This window comes from Streptomyces sp. NPDC048644, from assembly GCF_043199105.1.
Lineage (GTDB): Bacteria > Actinomycetota > Actinomycetes > Streptomycetales > Streptomycetaceae > Streptomyces.
In genome coordinates, this window is sequence record NZ_JBICVO010000010.1 from 134,307 (window position 1) to 155,998 (window position 21,692).

Sequence of the window (21,692 nt, forward strand, 5' to 3'; positions counted from 1 at the left end):
TCAACTCACCAGCACCCCCAGTACCAGCGCAACCGCGCCGAGTGCGAAACAGCTGAGCCCCATCCTGATCCAGCGATGTTTGGCCGCGGCGATGCCGCTCGCGTCACCGAGCGCCGTCACCAGTCCGGCAAGCTGGTCATCCTCGGCGCCGCGCAGTGCGTCGGCGAGCATCCCCGTGCGCGCGGCGAGCCGGACATCGAGGAAATAGGTGACGGGGAGACCGGTGCGCCAGCGGCTCGACCGGTACCGGGGGAAAGTGGCAAAGAGCAGGAAGCCCACCGCCGCGACCCAGGCCAGGCTGCCGACTCCGCCGAAGACCCGGCCGGCCCCGACCAGCAGTGCGGCCTCCCACTGTCCGCTCACCACCGCACCCGCACACACCCCTATCGCCGCGATGAGCACGGACGCCTTGCTGTCGGCCCGGCCGATCTCGTTCCGCACTTCGGCCAGCAGACGCTCGGCGGTCTGTACCCCCTTCACCTCGTGCGCGGTGGAGCGGGACGCCGCTGAGGGTGGGGATGAGCCAGTTACATCCGTCATTTCCCGTACTCCTGATGTAGCCGTCGGGATCTGCGTGCCGGGACGCATCGCGCCTGGTCACAGCAGGCGGGGGACCATCATCGCCGCGGCACCGAGCACACCGCACCACAGGGAGCCTCGGTGCCCCAACCGCACGGCCGCGGCATGCAGGGCGGTCAGCAGCGTGCCGGCGCACCGGTGACCGGCGCCCGCGAGCGCGCACACCGCGTCTCCGTACGCGTAGGCAAAGGCCGCAGCATGACCCGAAACCCGTCGCTGCGCTCTGGTCCAGCAGTACTCCGGGAACAACAGCCCGGCCGCTGCGACATTCAGCGCGTATTCAACGCCCGTCCCCAGGTGGACCAGCAAGGGCGCCGTCACCCATCGCAGCACCACGTAGAAGACGCCGCTGAGCAGCAGGAAGGACACCACGTCCCCCAGCGCGTCCGGGGCCGTGGTCACTCGCCTGCCCCCGGCCTGCCCCCATCGGCGTCCCGTCCGTGCGATCCCCGCTCCAGCTGTTCCCGGTAGATCGGCTGCTTACGGGTCCGGCCCCGGGCGGCATCGTGCAGCCGCTCCTTCAACCCCTCCAGCGCGGCACGTGCGGTCTCCTCCACCATGTGGTCCTCGACCACTCCGGAGTCAAGGATCTTCTCGATGAGACTGATCTGGTTGCTGCTCGCCTCCCGCTCGTCGTCGCGGATGGAGGAGATCGCGAGCGGGATGTCGCCCGGGTTCTGGGACAGATGCGCGCCCCAGCGGGTCATCTCGCCCTGGCTGAGGAGCGTGCTGTAGAAGGTGCTGCGCGCTTCCATCTCCTCCTGATCATTGCGGGTGCGCAGCCGGGTGAGTTCGTGCTCGCTCCGTGTCCGCATCTTGGTGTAGTCGATGGCGCGCAACGAGGAGAGCTGGCTCATCGCCTCCTCGTCGAGGCTGAGCCGCACCTGGCAGTGGATCTCCAGGCCCTCGTCCGCCGCCAGGGGACCGGAAGCCAGGGCCTCCATCACCGCGTCTTCCGCCTCGGCGCTGCTCTCGATGGAGTATCGGCGGCTCGCCCGGCGCATCCGGGCCAGCAGCCGCGGTTCGACCAAGGCGCGCACGTCCCGTACCTGCTTCTCCACGATCACCGTGGGGTTGGTGACCCGCCAGGTCAGATCGGTCTCCGCCGAGAAGAACGAGGCATCCCCCTCACTGGGCAACCTGTGCACCAACGTCATGTGCTGTATCCCCATGTCCACCTCGTACAGGGCCCGGAGGTTCTTGCTCACCAACTCACCGCGGGTGGGCTGCTGATGGGGAAGATAGGTCAGCGGCCGGCCGCCGGAAGCGAGGAAGACGAGGGCGCGTTCGGCGTAGGCCGGCGGTCGGTTGCGTACGTATTCGAAGCGATGCAGGGGGCGTTCCGCGCGTACGGGGTCGTTGACGATCGGTGTCATGTGCTTCTCCTGCTTCCGTCTTCTCTTTGCTGGGAGGTGGGGCGGTCCAGGTCTTCTTCGGTCCGGGGCGAAGCAAAATTGACGTAGCGTCAGAATTTTGTGAGTGCGTGCGGGGGCTCGACGGGAAGGGCGGTTCGCAGCCGCTGGGCCGCGGGGCTCGGAGTGCCGCTGCGGTCGCGGAACCGACGCAGCAGGTAGTCGAGCCGGTCCCGCTCGTTCGCGGTCACGGCCAGCTCCGGCAACAGTCGGCACAGCGCCTCCTCGACATCCGACACGGCCTCGACGTCCGGCGACGCCCCTGCGGCGGGCTTCGCCCCGGACACGGACCTGACCGCCGCCTCCTTGGCGGACGCATGATCGGCGGCTCGGACCCAGAGGATGACACCGTTCCGCGCCTCGTCCCGTGTGACGCGGTCCCCGAGCAGCCCGCGCCACAGCGCTACGACGTGCCGTCGGGCGTCGGGTTCCCGGTCCGCCAGCCAGAGCAGCCGGGGCCAGGCCGAACCGGCGCCCGGCTCGTAGCGGCGCCGCGCCGCGCCGCGCAGAAAGCCCCCGGCCGCCAGCGCGCCCAGACGGTCGCCCCCGCCCCGCCACTGCACGAGCCGTTCCAGGACCGTGGTGACCGCCGGGCCCTGGAGCAGGACGTCGAGCGTCTGCTCCAAGGCCGCCTGCAAGGTGGCGTCGGGCACCGGTCCGACCGCGGCCATCCGGCCGATGTCCCGCAGCGCCGTGGTGACCGTGGTGCCGCCCAGAAGCGCGTAGGCGCGGGCCGCCGTCCACCGCTGCCCCAGGTCGTGCTTCCGGCTCCAGACGCTCAGCAGCCGCCGGACCGGTGCGTCCATCCCGTGTTCCGCGGCCGTATACAGCGCCCAGGCAGCAAGTTGACGTTCCATCAGAGTCGGCGACGAGGCCCAGCGAGTGAGGAACCGCTCGCACGCGTAGCCGAAATCGGAACTGGCCAGCACTCCGGCGGAGACCGCTCCGCGCAGCCGCACCAGTGGCCGTTGATCCGTCACCAGCGCATCCAGCCATTCCAGCATGGGCTCCCTGACCGTGGGATGACTCGTCCAGACGTGGCGCAGGGCGGCGCTCCAGGTGTTCTCGTTCTTGAACGCCACCGCCTGTTCAGGGATCGGGCCCCACGGAGTGTCGGAATCGACGCTGTACTCCCGTGCGCTGGCGAGTTCCAGCCGCTTCGCCCTGGACGCGCCGAAAACCTTGTGCCCTGCCGCACGTTCCGGTCTCTCGACAGCATCCAAACGCCCGTAGAGACGGTCGCCGAGATCGGCAACGAGCGGATAGGGCGATCCGTCGAATGCGGCGAGCGAGATCAGGAACGCCTTGTCGCGCAGATCCGTCTCGCTGTCGCCGAACCAGGAATCGACCAGCGCCTCAGCAGAAGTACGCCCGTACCCGGTCAACTGCTCCATCCCGCAGCGCCCGCCGGAGTACTCGGTGAGCAGCCGAGCGAACTCCGCGGCTTCCTGCGGCGAAGGGCCGGAGCGCACATACCCGTCGCTCACCTCCAGTTGCAACAGCCGGGCGGCCTCGTCGGATGCCTCCGGGCGGGAGTGGCCGGACTGCTGGAGCAGATGGACCAGGTGCGCCGCGACGACATCGGCCGGACTGGGCGGCGCCCACTCCTTCACCGCCACCCCGTCCAGTACCGTTCCGGGGTCCACGACGACGACGAACAGCCCGCCCGAGTCCCCGAGCCGATGCCGTACGGCGTGCAGATGGATGTCTCGCAGCGGTCCGTCCTCGCCGGTGGCCGGATCCACCACCAGATGCGCCTTCCCCGGCTGCACATGGCCCGCATAGTCGGAGGGTTCCGCCCCGGGGTCCAACGCGACGACCTCGACGGCTTCCCTGCCGACCTGCCGCATCATCCGCAGCGCGGCGGTCCGGCGCCCGGTGCCCCGGCGTCCCCGCAGCACGAGGACGCGCTCTGCGGCGAGGTCGGCACACAGTTGGTCGTAGCACCGGTTCGGCGCGAAGGTCAGCTTCGTCCTTTCCAGCTCCGTGGCAGGAATGGGGCCGACCCGGCGCAGCCTTGACGGTTCGCCGCTGTGCAGGTGCACTCGGACGTTTTTGTCGCCGGCCACGACGTCACCGCGCACCCGGGTGTCACCCATGACGTTGGCCCGGCCGCCCCGCAGGTGCGGCGCGAGAGCGAAGAGCTGCTCAACGGCCTCCCACGCCTCCGGCGGCTCTTCCTGCTCCGGTGCGGGGGGAGCCGCCTGCTTCCCAGGCTGCTCCCCTTCCCGCTCGGTGCCCTTGCCTTCGGGGCCCTTGCCCTCGTCGCCCCCCGTCTCGTCGCGACCGGGCTCCCGCTCCTGCTCCTGGCGGTTCAACGGTCCGTACCTCCAGAGGACCGACGCCGGTTCCGCTCAGCAGCGTGGGTGCCGACGTTCTTGTCACCCGCGACGGCGTCTCCATCGACCCGGGCCGCCCCGAAGAAGAAGTTGCCGCTCTGTGTGTGAAGGACCGGCCCAGGGGCGGGGTCCGCCGACGGGCGTTCGCCTTCGGCCCGGTCCTGAGCAGGCGGGACCATACCGGGCTCGTCCACCGGCGGCCACTCATCCAGTGTGCTGTCCCGCATCACGGCGTCGTGGTACCACCCCGTCAGTACGCCTTCCTTGCTGTCTGCGGTCAGCGGATGGAAGTACTCGGGCCTGACTCCGTGGTGGGCATGACGGACCACGCCGTGATAGACGGCCTCCGATACGCACAGGACGCTGGGCTCGGAACCGGCATCCAGCGCATCGCGCAACTCCTCTGCATCCAGCAGCCGGAAGGCATGAATCAGATCGGCGCCGCCCGCCCCGAACTCGTCCGTCGTCACCTCCCCGGCGTGGAGGACGATGCGGAGCCGGACCTGAACGCCGGCGGCGGCCAGCCGGTTGTTGCTGATGAGCCTCATCGGTGTGGTCGTCAAGAGGGCTCTGATCAAGGACGGTTTGGGTACGGATGGCTCGATGAGGACGAAGACCCCGTCCCCCCTGTCCTCACTGCGGTATTCGGTCGGTTCGACCGATGCAGCCGAGAGCGTCTCGCGCAGGACCGCGTACAACATGCGGCGGATCACGGCCTGTTCGGTGTCGAGGCGGCCTCCCGACCCCTCGATGTCCATGAGAAGAATGGTCTTGTTGCTCGGTTCTGGCATCGCGCGCCTTCTCGGGTTGGCTCGCCCGGCCTTCAGGGCGGCATCGGTGTGCGGGGCATCCGGGCAGCCGGCCGATCGATCAGGTTCGGCATCAGCCGGATGCCTCGACCAGAGTTCAACAAGACGGCCCGCCGCAGGAGGACCGTTGCCACACGCCCAATGTGACGGATTACGCAGATCCGCCGATGCGACGCAGGATCTCGGGCCGCATCACGATCAAGGACCGTCGGCGCGTGGTCACTACTCCGCGCTCCCGCAACTCGCGCAACTCGCGAGTGACCGCCTCTCTCGATGAACCCACCGACCCGGCCAGCTCCTGCTGACTGAGCGGCACTCGGACGAGAATGCCCTCCGGAACCCGCTCGCCATGCCACTCCGCAAGTTCCAGCAGCAGCCTGGCCAGTCGCTCTTTGACGCCACAGGCCGCGAGTTCCAGCCGCTTGCGGTCCCCGGCACGCATCCGGTCGGTGATCACCGCCATCAGCCGACGTGCCGCCATCGGATGCTCATCGAGGAAGACCGTGAACCGTTCTGCCGCGACGACCATCGCCTTGACCGGTTCCAACGCCGTCACAGAAGCGGAACGGGACGAACCCTGCAGGGCGGCGCTCTCCCCCACGATGTCCCCCGGCCCGCGCAAGGCAAGCAGCGCCTCGTGACCGTTGTGTGAGTCGGCCGTCACCTTCAGCCAGCCGTCGAGGACCAGCAGAACGTGGGAGGAGGGCTCTCCCTTCCTGAGCACGACGGCACGGGACGGGTAGCGCAGCTCAACACCAGATGCCAGCAGAGCCTTACGGCTCCCCTCCGCGAGACGGGCGAGATAGGGCACCCGATCATCGACCAGAACGGGCTCGAAGCCCCGCCCCGGTATCTTCACACCCTCGAACGCCGCGTCATCGGCAGCACTCTCCATTGCCGTGTCCTTCCCCGTGCCGACAGCAGCACTTGGCGACACCGCCAGCTCACCGAACGGACATCCGGGTCACCCCAGGGGGAGAGCCTGTCGCCCGCCTCCGGCATGGTGGGTTGCCTCAAGCGCCCGACGATTTTCGCTCAAGTCGAGGAAGAAGAGCAAAGCTTCCCGGCACCGAGGGACCTCACACAAAGGACCTACGGAACAACACCTACCGGAACGCCTGGCGCCCCGCACTCCGGCAACCGTGCCCCGGCACGACCGGCCGCCCCCGAACCATCGGCGCTGACGCGAACGGTGGGGCGCGCCCAGAGACTCCTGCACGTGAAAAGTGCCCTCCGCCTGGGCCGGAAGACCCCCTCAAATCCATCAGCCAGGCCGTGGGCGTCACCCGCCCGTCGGACCGGCCACTGTCACCGGCGGCGGAGGCACTGCATCAGCGGTTGCGGGAGGAGGCACAGGCGCTGGCGGAGCTGCTCACCGCGGACGGCGCCGACGAGTTCGCACCGCCCCTCGCGAGAAGCCGTGAGGAGCCGTCCGGTGGCCCGGCGGCCACGGTGCGGCAACGCGCCGGGTGCCGGGCGCCGGACGCCGTTACCAAACGGCAAGAACAGACCGTTATGCCGCAGTTGGCCTGAAGTGCCCTGTCATATTGCCGCTTGCCGGGCGATCGTTGCAGCGTTGATCAGCGGGTCCGTGCTCACGCAGGCGCGCCGCGCCCCGGCATCGGCCACCCGGGCACGACCGCCAACCACACTGGGAGGCAAGGGAATTGGCGCGCAACCAAGAACCCCGCACCGTCGCGGTGGTCGGAGCCGGCGCCTCGGGCACGCTCACCGCGGTCCGCCTGCTGCAACGCGCCGAACGCGAGCGCGTCCCCCTCGGCGTCTGGCTGATCGACCCGGCCGGGGAAGCCGGCCGCGGCCCCGCCTACGGCACGGACGACCCGCGCCACCTGCTCAACGTCCCCGCGGGCGGCATGAGCGCCTTCCCCGAGGACCCCGGGCACTTCGTGCGCTGGCTCGCGGCGCGGGGCCACCACCCGGCCGGTCCGGACGACTTCGTCCCCCGCATGCACTTCGGCCGCTACCTCTCCGACGTCCTCGACGAGGCCGACCGGCGCGCCGCGCTCCCGCGGCTGCACCGGCTGCACGACCGCGTGACGGACGCACGGGCCGACGCGTCGGGGGTGACCCTCAGGCTCCGCGCCCACGGATCACTCCGCGCCGACGCGGCCGTCCTCGCCCTCGGTGTCTTCCGGCCCGGCTGCTCATGGGCGCCGCCCGCCCTGCGCTCCGGCGACCGCTTCATCGCCGACCCCTGGCGGCCTGGCGCCCTCGCCACGGTCCCGCCCGCCGAGGACGTCCTCATCGTCGGAACGGGCCTGACCATGGCCGACACGGCACTGACCGTCGCCCGCCACGGCCGCGTCGTGCACGCGGTGTCCCGCGGCGGGCGCCTGCCCCACACCCATCTGGCGCCTCCGGCGGGGCTCCGGACGGCCCCGCCCTGCGCCCCTCCCGCTCTCTCCGGGCACGACGGCCTCGCCGCCCTGCGCCGGTCCGCGCTGCGGCACATCGGCGAGAGCCGCCGCCGGCACGGAGACTGGCGGTTCGGCGTCGACAGCCTCAGACCCCTCACCTCGTCCCTGTGGCAACAGCTCTCCCTGGCCGACCGGCGCCGTTTCGTCCAGGAGGACCTGCGCCGCTGGGAAACGCACCGCCATCGCATGGCACCGGACACCGCCGCCGCCCTCCACGAGGCCCTGCGCACCGGCGCGTTGGAGGTCGGACCCGGCGAGCCGGCCGACGCGCAGCCCGTACCTGAGGGCCTGCGCATCCGGCTGACCAGCGGCCGGACCCTCACCGTAGGAGCGGTGATCAACTGCACCGGACCGCCGTCCCGGGTGCGGGACAACGACGACCCGCTGGTCCGCTCCCTGCTCGCCCGCGGCCTGGCCCGCGAGGACCCCCTCGGCATGGGCCTCGACACCCTGACGGACGGCCGACTGCACTCCGATGGCAGCTCAACTGCCGTACCTCTGTGGACACTTGGCGTCCTGCGACGGGGCACCCTCCTGGAAAGCACCGCCATCCCGGAAATCCGCCACCAGGCACACCATGTCGCCACCGCGGTCCTGCACGCCGTCGCCGGGAGCTGACTCCGCTCCTGGCGTGACGACGAGCGGGGCGACAACTCGCTTTACCATCAAGCGCGTTGACGTCCCGTCAGGCATGTCCTAACTGCTCGAAGCCCCCGCGCTGGCCGCCACCGCCGCAGTCAGCGCGCCGTGGACGGCCCGGATGGCGTCCCGTACCGCCGACGCGGCCCACTCACCTTCCGACAGTTCCTTGATGCGGGCCTTGCGGTCGGCGGCGGGTACGTCGTGGAAGACCTTCTTGGACAAGCCACAGGCGTCAATGAGCGCCACCAGCGCGGCCGTTCGCGGATCCGCGGGGCCGCCGGCCATCGCCTGGGCGAGCCGCTCGCGCACCTCGGAGGTGAACTCCGGGTCGCGGTCGGCCCAGTGGGACACCGGGACCAGTCCCAGTACGCGGTGGGTCTCCTCCACCAGCACGCCCTGCTTCGCGAGGCCGGCGAGCAGGCGGGCGTTCACCTCGCGCGACTCGGCCTTCTCCACCCACCACTTGGGCTTGCGCGCACGCGAGTCGGCCCGGATGCGGGCCGCCAGCGCTTCGAGTTCCGGGTGCGCCATGCCCTTCCCGGCCGCATCACCGGACTCGTCCGCGGTCAGCCGTCCGTCCCGGACGCCGACCTCACCTCGCAGCGCCAGCTCGATCAGCAGCGCCCCCGCCACACCCCGGGTCGCCGCGATGCCGTTCAGCAGCTTTCTGCCGTCGGAATCGCGGCCGACCAGAAGGAGTTCCTCCGCCAAGATCAGTTCCATGTCCCCAGCGTATGGCCACGGACCGACATCGCAACAGTACTTTCCCGTGGGGAAAGAACCTGGTACTTTCCCGTGAGGAAAGCACGGGTACCGGAGAGGGCACAGGGGGCCACATGACCATTCACGACGCGCAGGCCGCACTGGACGACGCCAGGCGCCGCCGCGGGCAGTCCCGCGCCGAGTACCTGCGGTACGGGCTCTCCCTGCCCTACCTCCTCGCCGGAGCGCTGATCGTGTTCGCCGCGTTCGCCTCCTTCGACCTGCCCAATCCGTGGGGCGGCGCGGTGCTCTTCCCTTCGCTCGTGCTGCTGGCGGGGACGGTGGCGGTGTACCTTCGCCGGGCGGCCGTCCGGATGCCGCTGACCGGCAAGGACGCGTTCCTCGCGGTGGCGGTCGGGCTGGCCCTGGTGGCGCTCTTCCGGCTGCTGTCGGGCCTCGCGGACGCCGGCGGCGTACCGGCGCCGCACGCGGTGGCTGCGGCCGTGCTGTGCGTGGCGGGTGTGCTGGTCGCGGGCAGGTGGCGGGCGGTCGCGGTGTCGCGTGCGCAAGGTGAGGGCGAAGAGGCCGGGTCGCGCTGATGGACGACGGCTTCAACGAGTTCCTGCACGTTCCCGCGCGGCTGGCGATCGTCGCGCTGCTGGCCCCGGCGAGCTGGACGGAGTTCGGCTTCATGCGCGAAGCCGTGGACACCAGCGACTCCGCGCTCTCCAAGCAGGTGTCCGCGCTCGCCGCCAAGGGCTACCTGGAGGTCCGCAAGCACAAGAGCATCGGGGGCCGGCGCGCCCTCGTACGGCTCACGCCCGAGGGGCGGGAGGAGTTCAGGCGGCATGCCGATGCGCTGGAGCGGATCGCGGCAACTGCCCGCGCACCGCAGGTAGTTGGGCCGGACGGCTGACCGTCGTACCGCACCCGCGATGGGCCCGTCTCCCCCGCCGGGGCGCGGGAGACGGGCCCGGGTGACGCGGCGCCGTTCCGGCCGGTTCACACCGGTCGGGGCGGCGCCGCGTGCTCACTGCGCGCGGCGCGTCAGATCCCGGACGTCATGACGGTGACCTTCTCCGCATCCGACCACTTGTCGGACTTCCGCTTAGCGCGCTTACCGTCGCCGCCCGCGTCCTTGTCGGCACGCTTCGCCTCAGTCGCTGCGCGGTCCTGGTCCTTGTTCTTCTTCCCGAACACGGCACTCTCACCTTTCACTGTGGGGATTCCGTTTACCGCCCCTTCCCGTCCCGGAACGCACTTACTCCAGCTCCCTTCCGGAATCACACATTCCGTGTTCCTCAAGGGGCGCTTCGCGTTCCGGATTCCCGCGCCCGCCATCCATTAGCCACAGGTCGCTCAGCCCTCAAGAGGTCGACACGAGATTCCGGTGTGACGCTGTTCACAACGTGAAGAAGTTGTTGCTTGTGAGACAGGTCGGGTACGTTTCTAGCCGTTGCCTGACCAGCAACGGTTACACCAACGGGGAGATTACGAGTTTTTCGCAACCCCCCTTTGGTGTGTATTTTAACGGGGAGGGGGGTGAATTTTGCATGCCTTTCGAAGGTGATGTTTCCCTTATTGAGGAAATTGCCGAGCAGGACTTTGACGGTGTGGCGTACGGCGCCTGCACCACCAACACGTTCTCGCTCAGCGACCACGTTGGTAACAACGGTGGCTGGTGCACGCTGACCAAGGAGTGCCAGCCCAACTGCAACTGATGCCACTTCTGTGCGCAAAGTTGCCGCTTACCAATGAATGGGGGTGAACAGACATGGAGAAGCAGGACTTTCTGGGTGCCTACGACGAGCTCGAACTGATCGAGCTCGGCGAGGAAGACGCGCAGGGTGGCACCACTACCCCGGCGTGCGTCGCCACTTCGATCGCGGTGTCCACCGCTTTCTGCCCGACCACCAAGTGCACCAGCAAGTGCTGATGTACTGAGGCGGGCCAAGTAGGCCATGGGGTGGGGATCGGTGCATGATCCCCACCCCATGGTGCCAATAGCGTACCGTATCCGCGCGCATCAAAGTGAAAGACCATTGCTCTCTTCACAGAAACTTTACCCAGAATTTGACGACGCGGAACGACGGGAAACTATCGAGCCGTTGTCCGCGTTCGACGACGCCGTACTCGAGATACTCACCGCACCTGCCGGGGCCGGAGAAGGAATTCCGCCCGAGGCGGCTCTGCGCTGGGCATCAGAAAAAGAAGAGTACCCATTCCAGCGCATCATCCGTGAATTGGCCACCCAGGTATGTCTTCCTGATCTCGTGGCCGCACACGGCGCGCTCTTCGGCGATACCGACGCCATCACACTACAGCTGCTGACCCGTGTCGAAAACCGTTTGCGTATTACCTGTACCCGCTCTTTGGTCGCCGCGGTCAACGCGGCTTCGGCGAGCGAACAGCTGACGGGCGACACCGGAAACGCGCGCTACCTCGACTTCGTCACCACTTTCACCGCTGAACGGCTGGGCGAAACTTTCCCGCTCCTGCGCTCCTCGGTCGGCCACCTCATCCGGAACTCCGCCGCGGCCTTCGACGAGCTCTGCGCGCGGCTGACCGCGGACCGGCAGGCCATCGCCGAGGCATTCCGCATCGCCCCCGACGACGCCGTCACCTCCATCGGCCAGGCCGACGGTGACGCGCACGCGCACGGCCGCAGCGTGTCCATCCTGACGTTCGCCTCGGGCGCCCGGCTGGTCTACAAGCCCCGCGACATCTCGTGCGAAGCCGCCTACGAGGAGATCGTCGCCCACGTCAACCGCGAAGCCGGCACCAGCCTTCCGGCGGCGCGGGCGCTCGACCGCGGCGGCTACGGGTACGTGGAGTACATCCAGGCCGAGGACGTCTCGGACATCTCCCCGCAGTTCATGAAGTGGTGCGGGGAACTCGCCGCGGTCTTCCACCTGCTGGACGCCCGCGACATGCACTTCGAGAACATCGTCGCCACCCGCCGCGGCCCGGTCCCGGTCGACCTGGAGACCCTGCTGCACCCCGCCCGGGTGCACGTCGGCCCCCGTCCGGAAGCGGACGGCAACGCCTACGACGTCATCGCCCGCTCCCTGTACGGGATCGGCATCCTCCCGCTGGTCATGGCGGGCAAGGAGGAGGGCTCCGGCCACGTCGACCTCGGCTTCCTCGGCGGTGAGAACAAGGGGACCTCCCCCTTCAAGGGGCTGGTCTTCGAGAACCCCTTCACCGACAAGATCAAGGTGGTGCTGCGGGCCGAGGAGTCAGGGCAGCGCAGCACCGTGGTGCAGACGGCCGGCGAGGCGGACATCCACCACCTCGCCGAGCAGATGGCCGACGGATTCGCCGCCACCGCACGGGCGTTGACCCGCGGTCTTGACGCCTGGGCCGCGCACCTGACCCGGCTGGCCGGCGGCATGCGGGTGCGGTACGTGCACAACCCGACGGCGCTGTACGCGCAGAGCCTGCGGATGGCCGCGTCCGCCGCCGCCATGGCCGCCCCCGCCACCAGCCTCGGCCTGCTCAAGCGGATCGCGATCACGTCCAAGACCTCGCACCGCGGCATCATCGTCGCCGAGCTGAAGCAGATGGCCGAACGGGACGTGCCCTACTTCGCGGCCGACGCCACGGACACCGTGCTGTACGACGCCGACGGCGACGACACCGGAGCGCGGCTGCCCGAAACCCCGCTCGCGCGGGCCCTGGCGAAGGCCGCCGAGCTGGACGAAACCGTCATCGAGCAGCAGCTCACACTGCTCTACTCCGCCTTCTGCTCCCGGTTCCCCGACAACCACCTCACCGGAACCGACACCTCACCGGCCGCCCCCGCGGCCTCCCGCGATGGCAGCCTGCACGACGTCGCGCGGCACATCGCCGACCGTCTGGTGACGAGCTGCCTGCCGGACAAGTTCGCGCACCTTCCGCGTACCTGGATCGGTCCGCTGGCCTCCGCGCAGGCGGAGCGGGTCTGGCCGTGCGGGGTGCTCGGCTACGACCTGTACACCGGCCGTACCGGTCCTGCGCTGGCGCTGGCCGCCGCCGGGCGGGTGCTGGACGACGCGACGTACCGCGACACCGCCCGGCAGATCTTCGCCACCAGCGCCGACATACTCGCCGGGCAGCGCTACGAGGAACGCAGCGTGCAGCAGACCGGGCCCGGCGCCTACACCGGCCTGACCGGTCTCCTGTTCGCCCTGGACACGGCGGGCCGGCTGCTGGACGAGCCGGAGTGGATCCGGGCCGCGCAGGACGCCGTCCCGCTGGCCGTGGAACGGATCGACGGCGAGCGGGCCGGCGGCGATGTCATCGGTGGCATCGCCGGCACCGCGACCATGCTCGCCGCCGTCGGCGGGCCGCACGCGCAGCAGGCGCTGCCAGGACTGACGGCGATGCTGTGCACGATGGCCGAGGAGGGCCGGGGTGCGTGGTTCGAGCAGTCCGGATTCGCCCACGGCGTCGCCGGAGTGCTGCACGCGCTCAGCGTGCTGCGTCCGCACACCGTCGATCAGGACCTGCGGCGGCGCTCCGACGCGGCCGTCGGTCTGCTGCTCGACCGGCTGGCGGCGTTCCACGACGCCGCGGAGGACAACTGGTTCTCCAACATCGCCACACCGGACCGGTTCTCCACCGGCTGGTGCCACGGCGCCGCCGGTATCTCCCTGGCGCTGCTTGCCTGCGTCGAGCACACCGGTGACGAGCGGGCCCGCGGCTGGCTGGGGCAGGCCCTCGCCAACACCGCGGAGCAGGGCTTCGGCCGTAATCTGACGTGGTGTCACGGTGATCTCGGCAACCACGACGTGCTGTCCGGCGCCGCCGTGCGCCTCGGCGACGCCGAGCTGGCCGGGCAGGTGGCCGCCCTGGAGGACACCTGGCTGCGGCCCGACGTGTTCCTGCGCAAGCTCGCGGACAACCGCAGCCGGTACGCGCACACCAACAGCATCATGGTCGGCACCTCAGGCGTCCTGCTGCACCTGCTCAACCGGATCGCGCCCGGCACCCGGCTCTCGCCGCTGTCGCTGACCGGCGGAGCCCGGGGATGAGCCGGCGCGTACCGACGGTCACGCAGGTCACACAGACCGAGTGCGGCCTGTGCTGCTGCATCGCGGTCATGCGGTACTGGGGGCGCAGCGAGGACTTCTTCACCGTCCGCCAGGACCTGGAAGCCGGTCGCGACGGCCTGGGCGCCAAGCAGCTGTCCGACTTCCTGCGCTCGCGCGGCATGCAGACAAAGGCGTTCCGCGTCAAGGCCGTTGAGGCGCTGGCACAGTTCACCTCGCCCGTCATCCTGTACTGGGAGGACTACCACTTCCTGGTCCTGGAGAAGTTCGACGGCCGTGTCGCTACGGTCATGGACCCGGCCGTCGGACGGCGCCGTCTGACCCGCGACGAGCTGGAAGCCGGGTTCAGCGACATCGTCATCGCCGCCGAGCCAGGACCCGATTTCGTCCGGCAGCGGCAGCCGGCGACGAAGGACTGGCGGACGGTCCCGCTGTTCGCCGAGCGGTCCTTCGCCCGCATCGCGCTGGTCGCCGTGCTGTCGCTCAGCGGCTATCTCGCGGTTCTGGGCATCCCGGCGCTGACGAAATGGGCCGTGGACCGGCAGGCCGACTGGCGGGATCTGAGCGATCTGTCGGTGGTCACCGGCGCGGTGGTGGCGGCGGCCGGCGGCTACCTGCTGCTGTGGCTGATGCGGGTGACGGTCCTCTCCTCGCTGATCGCGGTGATGGGGCGGCATCTGATGTCCCACACCTTCCGCAAGCTGCTTTCGCTGCCGTACAAGTTCTTCAACACCCGGCAGCCGGGTGAGCTGCTGTTCCGCCTGAACACCGTCAACGTCGTACGCGACCTGCTGTCCTCGCGGATCGCGCAGGGCGTGCTCGATATCGGCACCCTGGTGTGCATCAGCGTCTACCTGTTCGTCGTCGAGTGGCGGATCGGGCTGATCGCGACGGCGCTGTTCGCGGTGAACGGCGTGTACCTGTGGGCCACCCGCAACCGCGTCAAGGAAGTCACCGACGCGGAGATCAGCCAGCTGGGCCGGAGCCAGTCGACCCAGCTCGACGCCATCGTGTCGATCCCGACGATCAAAATGGGCGGCTACGCCCAGCAGTTCGCCGACGAGTGGGCCAAGATCTACGGCTCGTCGCTGGACGCCATGAAGAAGCGGATGCGGCTCCAACAGGGCTGGATCGCCGGTGTCGCCACCACGACGCAGATGTTCGGCCCCATGGTGCTGCTGCTGGCCGGCCTGTACTTCGTCTCGCACGGCATCGTCTCGCTGGGCTCGGCCATCGCCATCCAGTCGGTGTCCGTCACCTTCTTCTCCATGACGACCTCGGTGTTCCAGATGTTCACCGAGTTCACCGAGGCGTCCCGGTACATGGCCAGGCTCAGCGACATCACCGCGCACGACAGCGAGGACGCCGGCGGGCAGACCCGGCAGCTGGACGACGCCTCGATCACCCTGCACGATGTGCAGTTCCGGTACACGCGGCACGCCGCTCCGGTGATCGACGGGGTGTCCCTGCACATCCCGGCCGGCTCGCGGGTGGCGCTGGTGGGGGCGTCGGGGTCGGGCAAGTCCACGCTCGGCCGGCTGGTCTGCGGTCTGCACGAACCGACCGACGGCGTCGTCGAGTTCGGCGGCCGGCCGATGGCGGACTACGACAAGAACTTCATCCGCCGCCAGATCGGGTACATCCCGCAGGAAGTGCACCTGCACAACCGCACGATCCTGGAGAACCTCACGCTCGGCCAGGACATCTCGCCCGAGACGGTCCGCGCGTACTGCTCCGATGTGGGCATCCTCGACTTCGTCGAAGCGCTCCCGATGGGCCTGAAGACACTGGTATCCGAGCTGGGAGCGAACTTCTCCGGCGGCCAGCGGCAGCGCCTGGCGATCGTCAGGACGCTGCTCCAGAAGCCGAAGATCATCGTGATGGACGAGGCCACCGCGTCCCTGGACACGATCAACGAGCGCCGCGTCACCCAGATCATCGAGGAGTCGGGCGCCACCCAGGTGATCATCGCGCACCGGCTGGCCACCATCAGGAACGCGGACCGCATCTACGTGCTCGACGACGGGCGCGTGACCGAGCACGGCACCCACCAGCAGCTGCTGGACAACCAGGCGACCTACGCGGCCCTCTACGCGGAAACCGACGCCCCCACCTTCCTAGGCGAGACAGCATGAGCCAGACCGAACCGTCCGTATCCGTCCCCGCCTTCCTCCCCTTCTACCTGCGCATCGCCCCCAGGGACGACTTCGCCCGCGCCCTCGCCCCCGTCCTCGACGAGGTGGTGGCGCCGGAGAGCCGCGACACCGTGGTGCACCGGATGTGGGACGTCCTGGTGTGCACCGTCGAGGGCCACAGCTACCGCACGCTGATCGGCGAGTTCCACCAATACCGCGAGGCCATGGGCCTGGCGCCCGACGCCACCAGCAGCACCGCGCTGGACGCGTTCGCCGCGACGCTGCGGGACACCGTGCAGCAGGACGCGCTGCTGGACCGCTACCCGATGCTCAGGCAGCGGCTGACGACGGTCACCGGCAACATCCTGGCGGCCTGCCGTGAGGTGCTCGACGCCTACCGCGACGACACCCTGGCGCTGAGCGAGGCGTTCGGGCTCGACCCGGCGGGCGAGGCGATCACCGAACTCGAACCGTCCAGCTCGGACCCGCACAACGGCAACCGCCGGGTGGTCTTCCTGACCACCAGCGGCGGCCACCGCCTGGTGTACAAGCCCCGCGCGCTCACCGGGGACGACTTCCTGCGCGATCTCTACCGCGCGGCCGGCGCCCACCTGACGCACCCGCTCGACACCTGCGTCCCTGATTCGGTGACCGTCGGCGCGCACGGCTGGCAGCGCTTCACCGCGCCTTCGCCGATGGACGACGCCGGTCAAGTGCCTCGCTACTTCTACCGGTTCGGCGCGCTGACCTGCCTGCTGAGCGCCATCGGGTCGACCGATCTGCACGATGAGAACCTGCTGGCGCACGGCGAGTACCCCTGCGTGATCGACACCGAGACGCTGCTGCGGGGTGACGGCGGCGTGGCGAACGACTCGCTGCCGCACGTCCTGATCAACCACATGAAGAACTCGGCGTCGTCGACGATGCTGCTGCCGGTGGAGAACCCGGACTCCGTCATCGACGTCATCATGTCGGGCGCCGGCCTCATCGGGGAGCAGCAGTCGGAGATGCGGGCGCCGACCGTCACCGACAAGCAGAGCGACGCGATCCGGGTGGAGTGGGATCCCATCACTTACTCGCACACCATGAACGTGCCGACGCTCGGCGACGACCAGCTGTCCATCGCCGACCACTTCCCGCACGTGATGGCCGGGTACCGCGACGCCCTGGCGTTCCTGCGCACCGGGGAGGCGGACAAGACGCTGGCGGCCTACCCGGACATCCCCGTACGGTCCGTGCTGCGCTCCACGGAGGTCTACAGCCGCTACCTGGACGCCTCCACGCACCCCAAGTACCTCGTCTCGCAGGCGGAGGCCGACCGGCTGCACGGGCTGCTGAGCCGCAAGACCCAGCTGGCGCCCGAGCAGATCGCCTACCTGCGCCGGACCGAGACGGCTTCGCTGAACGCGGGCGACATCCCGTACTTCTTCACGCACGGCTCGTCGACGGCGCTCGCCAGCGGCAGCAGCAGGCTGCCCGGCTTCTTCAAGCTCTCGGCCCTGGACAACGCGCGGCGCGGGGTGCGCGCCGCCGCGGGGCAGCACGAGCGCTACCACCAGTTCCTCATCGAGGAGTGCCTGGGCGGCGTCGCCACCGACCCGCGGGGCCTGTCGGCGCACGGTGTCTTCGGCGGCGACACGCTGGCCCAGGCCGCCCCGGGCGCCTGGGGCTTCGGCATCGCGGAGGTGCTCCGCGATCTGGCCGTCACCGCCGAAGGGCCCGACGGCGTGCAGGCCGGCTGGCTCGGCAGCATCGGCCCCGACCGGGGCGTCTCCACGATCACGCCGGGCAACTACGTCGCCTTCCACGACATGGGCGGCATCACCTCCCTGATGCGCCGCGCGGCCTCGCTGAACCCGCGCCACGCGGAGCCGGCGCAGGCCGCGGACGCCGGTTTCGCCGCGCTGTCGGCCGAGTACCACGAGGTGCTGGAGAAGATGCCGGATTCGGTGTTCTCCGGCCTGGCATCGGTGCTGCTGTCCCGTCCGCACGGCGTCGACGACGACTGGACGGACAGGCTGATCGGCCTCATGGAGCAGCGGGGCGACGCGCTGGAGGCGGACGTCTCCAACGGCCCGGCCGGCGTGCTGATGGCCGTGCTCGCCCGCGTCGAGCAGGGCCACCGGCACCGGCCCGAGCACATCGACGCGCTGGTCGAGATGGCCTTCGGCGAGGGGCGTCCGGCGCCCGCGGGCGGCGAGATGGAGTTGGCCCACGGCGCGCTGGGGCTGTACTGGGCGAAGGCCCGCGCGGGCCGGGTGCTCGGCGACGCGCGGCTGACCGACGAGGCGTTCGGCTGGCTGTCCGCGCGCCTGGACGCGCAGCGTCCGGCCGTCACCGGCTGGTGCAAGGGCGCGGCGGGTGTGCTGGTGGCTGCGGTCGAGATCTGCCGGTCAGCGGGGCGTCTCGACCGGCTCGCCGACGGCCGGCTGGCCGCCCTGGCCGACGCCATGACGGTGCTGGACGAAGGGCCGGTCGAGCTGTCGGTCTGCCACGGCACCAGCGGCGTGGTCCAGGCGCTCGTCGTGGCCTCCCGCGCCACCGGGGACCGCGCGCTCATCGGCCGGGCCCGCGCCTACCAGGGCGAGGTCATCGACCGTGCGCGCCGGCACGGCTTCTACACGGGGGCGGCGGGCCGCACTTCGCTCATCGGCTACATGCTCGGCTGGGCCGGTGTCGCCGACACCGACCTGATGCTGGCCGCGCCCGACGCCGGCCACCGGGCGCCCGTCGCGCTGATCGGTTAGGAGGGGCCCGCGTGCGCTACTCGATCACCCTGCCCATCGTCGCGACCCGGCCCGAGCAGGCCGTTCCGTTCGCCAACCTGGTCCGCTGGACGCAGGCCGAGCGGCTCTGGCAGGGCCAGACGCAGGTCATCGACAACCACCACCTGATGAGCTGGCTCGCCGGGATCGGGATCCGCGTCCCGGCGGGCTTCGGCGTGAACCTCACCCCGCTGCGGTCCCCGTACCAGGCGGCGACCGAGGCGCGTTCGACCGCCCTGGCCACCGGCTGCGACGTCATCGCCGGATACGGTCCCGGCGGGCCGAACTTCCAGCGGATACTCCTGGGCAGCCCGTACCGGAGCCCGCTGACCGCCACCCGCGAGTACGTCACGACGGTGCGCACGCTGCTGCGCGGCGAGTTCGCGCAGGCGGAAGGGGAGTACTTCTCGACCCACGCCCAACTGGTGCCCGTCCGCGCCCCGGAGGTGCGCGTCGGCGTCGGGGTGCTGCGGCCGAAGATGGCCGCGCTCGCCGGGCAGGTCGCGGACCGTGCGATCACCTGGCTGTGCCCGCCGTCCTACCTGCGCGACGTCCTCGTACCCGAGGTGCGCAAGGGCAGCGCGGCGGCGGGCCGGGATCCGGTGCCGGTCACGGCGATCGTGCCGTGCGCCCTCGCGCGGGACGGCCGCGACATGCGGGACACCGCGCTCGCGACGTTCGGCATGCACCTTCAGGCCGGCCACTACCAGGACACCCTCCGGCACGCGGGCATCGAGGTGACCGGTGAACGGGCGGACGCGGACCGGCTGTTCGACGCCGGAGGCTTTCTGTACGGCACCCCGCGGGACATCCGCGACCAGCTGCGCGCGTTCGCCGACGCCGGAGTCGACGAAGTGGTCATCAACGTGATGGGGGTCGCGGCCACGAAGGGCGCCCGCGCCGCCGCCCAGGACCTCGAAGAGATCCTTCACGTGTTGTAGTCCCCCCACAGCAGGCGGGCCCGAGGTGCCGCACGGCCCGCCTGCGAACGAACCGAGTCAATGGGTATTCATGATCGAGATCGAGAATCTGAGCAAGCGCTACGGCGACAAGACCGCTGTCGACGACCTGTCGTTCACCGTCGCCCCGGGCAAGGTGACCGGCTTCCTGGGGCCCAACGGTGCCGGAAAGTCGACCACCATGCGCATGATCCTGGGGCTCGACCGGCCCACGGCGGGACGGGCGTTGGTGGCCGGCAAACCCTACGCGCAGCACTCCAGGCCGCTGCTGAAGGTCGGCGCGCTGCTGGACGCCAAGGGCGTCAACGGCGCCCGCACCGCCTACCACCACCTGCTCGCTCTCGCCGCCTGCAACGGCATCCCCGCCTCGCGGGTGCACGAGGTGCTCGACATGACGGGCCTGTCGAGCGTGGCCCGCAAGCGGACCAAGGGCTTCTCCCTGGGCATGGGGCAGCGGCTCGGCATCGCCGCCGCGCTGCTCGGCAAGCCGGAGATCGTCGTGCTCGACGAGCCGGTCAACGGCCTCGACCCCGAAGGCGTCGTGTGGGTACGCGAGTTGATGAAGCAGCTCGCGTCCGACGGATGCACGGTCCTGGTCTCCTCGCACTTGATGAACGAGATGGCGGTCACCGCCGACCATCTCGTGATCATCGCCAAGGGCAGGCTGCTGGTCGACTCCGCCATGAGCGACTTCATCGTCCAGCACTCCCGGCACAGCGTGCTGACCCGCGTCGCGGACCCCGAGGCCCTGCGGGCGGCGCTGACCGCCGAAGGCATCCGCAGCGAGCGCCTTCCCGACGGGCGGCTCGAAGTGCTGGAAGCCGGGGTGGAACAGGTCGGCGAGATCGCGCACGCGCGGCAGATCGCCGTCTACGAGATGGCCGCGCAGAGCGCGTCGCTGGAAGAGGCATTCATGCAACTGACCTCGCAGCAGACCGAGTACCGGGCGACGCTGGAGGGACCGCGATGAGCCACGCCATGCGCGCGGAATGGATCAAGCTGACGAGCCTGCGGACGCACATCTGGTCGCTGCCGGTCTACGTCGTCATCTGCCTCGCGATCAGCGGCCTGATGGGCTACACCAGCCGGAAGAACACCGGCATCGACCCGGTCGCCCTGGGGTTCTCCGGCCTCCAGAGCGGGATGATCCTGATGGTCATCCTCGGTGTCCTGGCCATCACCCACGAATACTCGTCGGGCACGATCAAGAGCTCGCTGCTCGCCGTGCCGAAGCGGGGCGTGTACTACGCGGGCAAGCTCGCCACCCTGATGCTCGTGACGGTCGTGCTGTCGGCCGCCACCGCGGCGGTGAGCTTCTTCTTCGTCCAGGGGCTGCTGGGTGACTCGGGCGTCGCGGCGGACGCCGGGATCGTCGGGCGGATGGCGGGGGCGGCGCTCTACACGGCGCTGCTGGTGGCCTTCTCCATGGGCCTCGCGACGGTGCTGCGGTCCAGCACGGTCACGCTCGGCCTGCTCGTGCCGATGTTCTTCATGCTGTCGACGATCTTGAACAACATCCCCGCGACCCGGACGTTCGCCCAGTTCCTGCCGGACATGGCCGGCTCGCTGATCCTCCGCAGGGACCTCCCGCCGGACGCGGTGCTCAACGGCGGGACCGGCCTCGCGGTGCTCGCCGCGTGGGCCGTGGTGACGGTAGGGGCCGGATACGTCACGCTCTCGCGGCGCGACGCCTAGGAGATCCCGTCCGGTGCCGTGTCCTGCCGTGAACGGCGGGTTTCGGAAAGGTGTCTGCGGCTTTTGGTACCGCAGACACCTTTCGCGCGGGCCGGATGTGTGGTTATTAACGCTTACCGATCACGCTTGACACGTATTTGCGTGACAGCCGATGATCGCTGTGACTGTTGTGACTTATGTGGCG

19 protein-coding genes are annotated in these 21,692 nt (G+C 69.9%); 11 read left to right on the forward strand and 8 right to left on the reverse strand.

Annotated features, from left to right (window positions below):
* The 6 genes from ACGFNI_RS23705 to ACGFNI_RS23730 all read right to left on the reverse strand — a co-directional run bounded on the left by ACGFNI_RS23705 (position 1) and on the right by ACGFNI_RS23730 (position 6,034).
* Positions 1-540, reverse strand: a complete 540-nt coding sequence (locus ACGFNI_RS23705; protein WP_393686621.1) for a Pycsar system effector family protein — start codon at positions 538-540, stop codon at positions 1-3.
* A gap of 57 nt (positions 541-597) precedes the next feature.
* Positions 598-981 carry a hypothetical protein gene (locus ACGFNI_RS23710; protein ID WP_393686622.1) on the reverse strand — a complete coding sequence of 128 codons (384 nt, stop codon included), beginning with the start codon at positions 979-981 and terminating at the stop codon, positions 598-600.
* Positions 978-1,955: a hypothetical protein gene (locus tag ACGFNI_RS23715; RefSeq protein ID WP_393686623.1), complete on the reverse strand. Its 978-nt coding sequence runs from the start codon at positions 1,953-1,955 to the stop codon at positions 978-980. The genes ACGFNI_RS23710 and ACGFNI_RS23715 overlap by 4 nt, the downstream gene beginning before the upstream one ends.
* Positions 1,956-2,044: 89 nt before the next feature.
* Positions 2,045-4,309 carry a hypothetical protein gene (locus tag ACGFNI_RS23720; RefSeq protein WP_393686624.1) on the reverse strand — a complete coding sequence of 755 codons (2,265 nt, stop codon included), beginning with the start codon at positions 4,307-4,309 and terminating at the stop codon, positions 2,045-2,047.
* Positions 4,306-5,121 carry a hypothetical protein gene (locus ACGFNI_RS23725; RefSeq protein WP_393686625.1) on the reverse strand — a complete coding sequence of 272 codons (816 nt, stop codon included), beginning with the start codon at positions 5,119-5,121 and terminating at the stop codon, positions 4,306-4,308. Before ACGFNI_RS23725 ends, ACGFNI_RS23720 begins: the two co-directional genes overlap by 4 nt.
* Before the next feature lie 169 nt (positions 5,122-5,290).
* Entirely contained in the window at positions 5,291-6,034 is a 744-nt protein-coding gene (locus tag ACGFNI_RS23730; protein ID WP_393686626.1) for a Crp/Fnr family transcriptional regulator, read from the reverse strand.
* A gap of 772 nt (positions 6,035-6,806) precedes the next feature.
* Between ACGFNI_RS23730 and ACGFNI_RS23735 the strand changes: the two genes are divergently transcribed.
* Positions 6,807-8,195, forward strand: coding sequence for an FAD/NAD(P)-binding protein (locus ACGFNI_RS23735; protein ID WP_393686627.1), 1,389 nt, complete (start codon positions 6,807-6,809; stop codon positions 8,193-8,195).
* A gap of 78 nt (positions 8,196-8,273) precedes the next feature.
* On the opposite strand, the gene ACGFNI_RS23740 is transcribed toward ACGFNI_RS23735, so the two are convergent.
* On the reverse strand, positions 8,274-8,942 hold the full coding sequence (locus ACGFNI_RS23740) for a GPP34 family phosphoprotein (RefSeq protein ID WP_393686628.1): 669 nt from the start codon (positions 8,940-8,942) through the stop codon (positions 8,274-8,276).
* Between the two features lie 113 nt (positions 8,943-9,055).
* Between ACGFNI_RS23740 and ACGFNI_RS23745 the strand changes: the two genes are divergently transcribed.
* Together ACGFNI_RS23745 and ACGFNI_RS23750 are read left to right on the forward strand one after the other, a co-directional pair.
* Positions 9,056-9,520: a hypothetical protein gene (locus ACGFNI_RS23745; RefSeq protein WP_393686629.1), complete on the forward strand. Its 465-nt coding sequence runs from the start codon at positions 9,056-9,058 to the stop codon at positions 9,518-9,520.
* On the forward strand, positions 9,520-9,837 hold the full coding sequence (locus tag ACGFNI_RS23750) for a transcriptional regulator (protein ID WP_393686630.1): 318 nt from the start codon (positions 9,520-9,522) through the stop codon (positions 9,835-9,837). Before ACGFNI_RS23745 ends, ACGFNI_RS23750 begins: the two co-directional genes overlap by 1 nt.
* 131 nt (positions 9,838-9,968) lie before the next feature.
* Here ACGFNI_RS23750 and ACGFNI_RS23755 read toward each other — a convergent pair whose 3' ends face one another.
* Positions 9,969-10,121: a hypothetical protein gene (locus ACGFNI_RS23755; RefSeq protein ID WP_393686631.1), complete on the reverse strand. Its 153-nt coding sequence runs from the start codon at positions 10,119-10,121 to the stop codon at positions 9,969-9,971.
* Positions 10,122-10,330: 209 nt separating this feature from the next.
* Here ACGFNI_RS23755 and ACGFNI_RS23760 point away from each other — a divergent pair, with 209 nt between their 5' ends.
* From ACGFNI_RS23760 to ACGFNI_RS23795, 8 genes are all read left to right on the forward strand, one after another.
* Complete coding sequence (locus tag ACGFNI_RS23760; RefSeq protein WP_393686632.1) at positions 10,331-10,642, forward strand: plantaricin C family lantibiotic; 312 nt, start codon at positions 10,331-10,333, stop codon at positions 10,640-10,642.
* A 53-nt stretch (positions 10,643-10,695) separates the two neighbouring features.
* Positions 10,696-10,857: a class II lanthipeptide, LchA2/BrtA2 family gene (locus ACGFNI_RS23765; RefSeq protein ID WP_393686633.1), complete on the forward strand. Its 162-nt coding sequence runs from the start codon at positions 10,696-10,698 to the stop codon at positions 10,855-10,857.
* 337 nt (positions 10,858-11,194) lie between these two features.
* Positions 11,195-13,936: a type 2 lanthipeptide synthetase LanM family protein gene (locus ACGFNI_RS23770; protein WP_393686634.1), complete on the forward strand. Its 2,742-nt coding sequence runs from the start codon at positions 11,195-11,197 to the stop codon at positions 13,934-13,936.
* Positions 13,933-16,089, forward strand: coding sequence for a peptidase domain-containing ABC transporter (locus ACGFNI_RS23775; RefSeq protein ID WP_393686635.1), 2,157 nt, complete (start codon positions 13,933-13,935; stop codon positions 16,087-16,089). The genes ACGFNI_RS23770 and ACGFNI_RS23775 overlap by 4 nt, the downstream gene beginning before the upstream one ends.
* Positions 16,086-18,836, forward strand: coding sequence for a type 2 lanthipeptide synthetase LanM (gene lanM, locus ACGFNI_RS23780; protein ID WP_393686636.1), 2,751 nt, complete (start codon positions 16,086-16,088; stop codon positions 18,834-18,836). The genes ACGFNI_RS23775 and lanM overlap by 4 nt, the downstream gene beginning before the upstream one ends.
* A gap of 11 nt (positions 18,837-18,847) precedes the next feature.
* The gene (locus ACGFNI_RS23785) at positions 18,848-19,795 is read left to right on the forward strand and encodes an LLM class flavin-dependent oxidoreductase (RefSeq protein WP_393686637.1); all 948 of its coding nucleotides are present in this window, start codon (positions 18,848-18,850) and stop codon (positions 19,793-19,795) included.
* Positions 19,796-19,865: 70 nt separating this feature from the next.
* On the forward strand, positions 19,866-20,783 hold the full coding sequence (locus tag ACGFNI_RS23790) for an ABC transporter ATP-binding protein (protein ID WP_393686638.1): 918 nt from the start codon (positions 19,866-19,868) through the stop codon (positions 20,781-20,783).
* Positions 20,780-21,508 carry an ABC transporter permease subunit gene (locus ACGFNI_RS23795; protein WP_393686639.1) on the forward strand — a complete coding sequence of 243 codons (729 nt, stop codon included), beginning with the start codon at positions 20,780-20,782 and terminating at the stop codon, positions 21,506-21,508. Before ACGFNI_RS23790 ends, ACGFNI_RS23795 begins: the two co-directional genes overlap by 4 nt.
* Positions 21,509-21,692: the final 184 nt, after the last annotated feature.

What these genes read in the sequence shown, in the direction of transcription:
- ACGFNI_RS23705 (WP_393686621.1), bottom strand. Translation starts at nt 540, where the DNA reads ATGACGGATGTAACTGGCTCATCCCCACCCTCAGCGGCGTCCCGCTCC.
- ACGFNI_RS23715 (WP_393686623.1), bottom strand. Translation starts at nt 1,955, where the DNA reads ATGACACCGATCGTCAACGACCCCGTACGCGCGGAACGCCCCCTGCAT.
- ACGFNI_RS23725 (WP_393686625.1), bottom strand. Translation starts at nt 5,121, where the DNA reads ATGCCAGAACCGAGCAACAAGACCATTCTTCTCATGGACATCGAGGGG.
- ACGFNI_RS23730 (WP_393686626.1), bottom strand. Translation starts at nt 6,034, where the DNA reads ATGGAGAGTGCTGCCGATGACGCGGCGTTCGAGGGTGTGAAGATACCG.
- ACGFNI_RS23740 (WP_393686628.1), bottom strand. Translation starts at nt 8,942, where the DNA reads ATGGAACTGATCTTGGCGGAGGAACTCCTTCTGGTCGGCCGCGATTCC.
- ACGFNI_RS23745 (WP_393686629.1), top strand. Translation starts at nt 9,056, where the DNA reads ATGACCATTCACGACGCGCAGGCCGCACTGGACGACGCCAGGCGCCGC.
- ACGFNI_RS23750 (WP_393686630.1), top strand. Translation starts at nt 9,520, where the DNA reads ATGGACGACGGCTTCAACGAGTTCCTGCACGTTCCCGCGCGGCTGGCG.
- ACGFNI_RS23765 (WP_393686633.1), top strand. Translation starts at nt 10,696, where the DNA reads ATGGAGAAGCAGGACTTTCTGGGTGCCTACGACGAGCTCGAACTGATC.
- ACGFNI_RS23775 (WP_393686635.1), top strand. Translation starts at nt 13,933, where the DNA reads ATGAGCCGGCGCGTACCGACGGTCACGCAGGTCACACAGACCGAGTGC.
- lanM (WP_393686636.1), top strand. Translation starts at nt 16,086, where the DNA reads ATGAGCCAGACCGAACCGTCCGTATCCGTCCCCGCCTTCCTCCCCTTC.
- ACGFNI_RS23790 (WP_393686638.1), top strand. Translation starts at nt 19,866, where the DNA reads ATGATCGAGATCGAGAATCTGAGCAAGCGCTACGGCGACAAGACCGCT.
- ACGFNI_RS23795 (WP_393686639.1), top strand. Translation starts at nt 20,780, where the DNA reads ATGAGCCACGCCATGCGCGCGGAATGGATCAAGCTGACGAGCCTGCGG.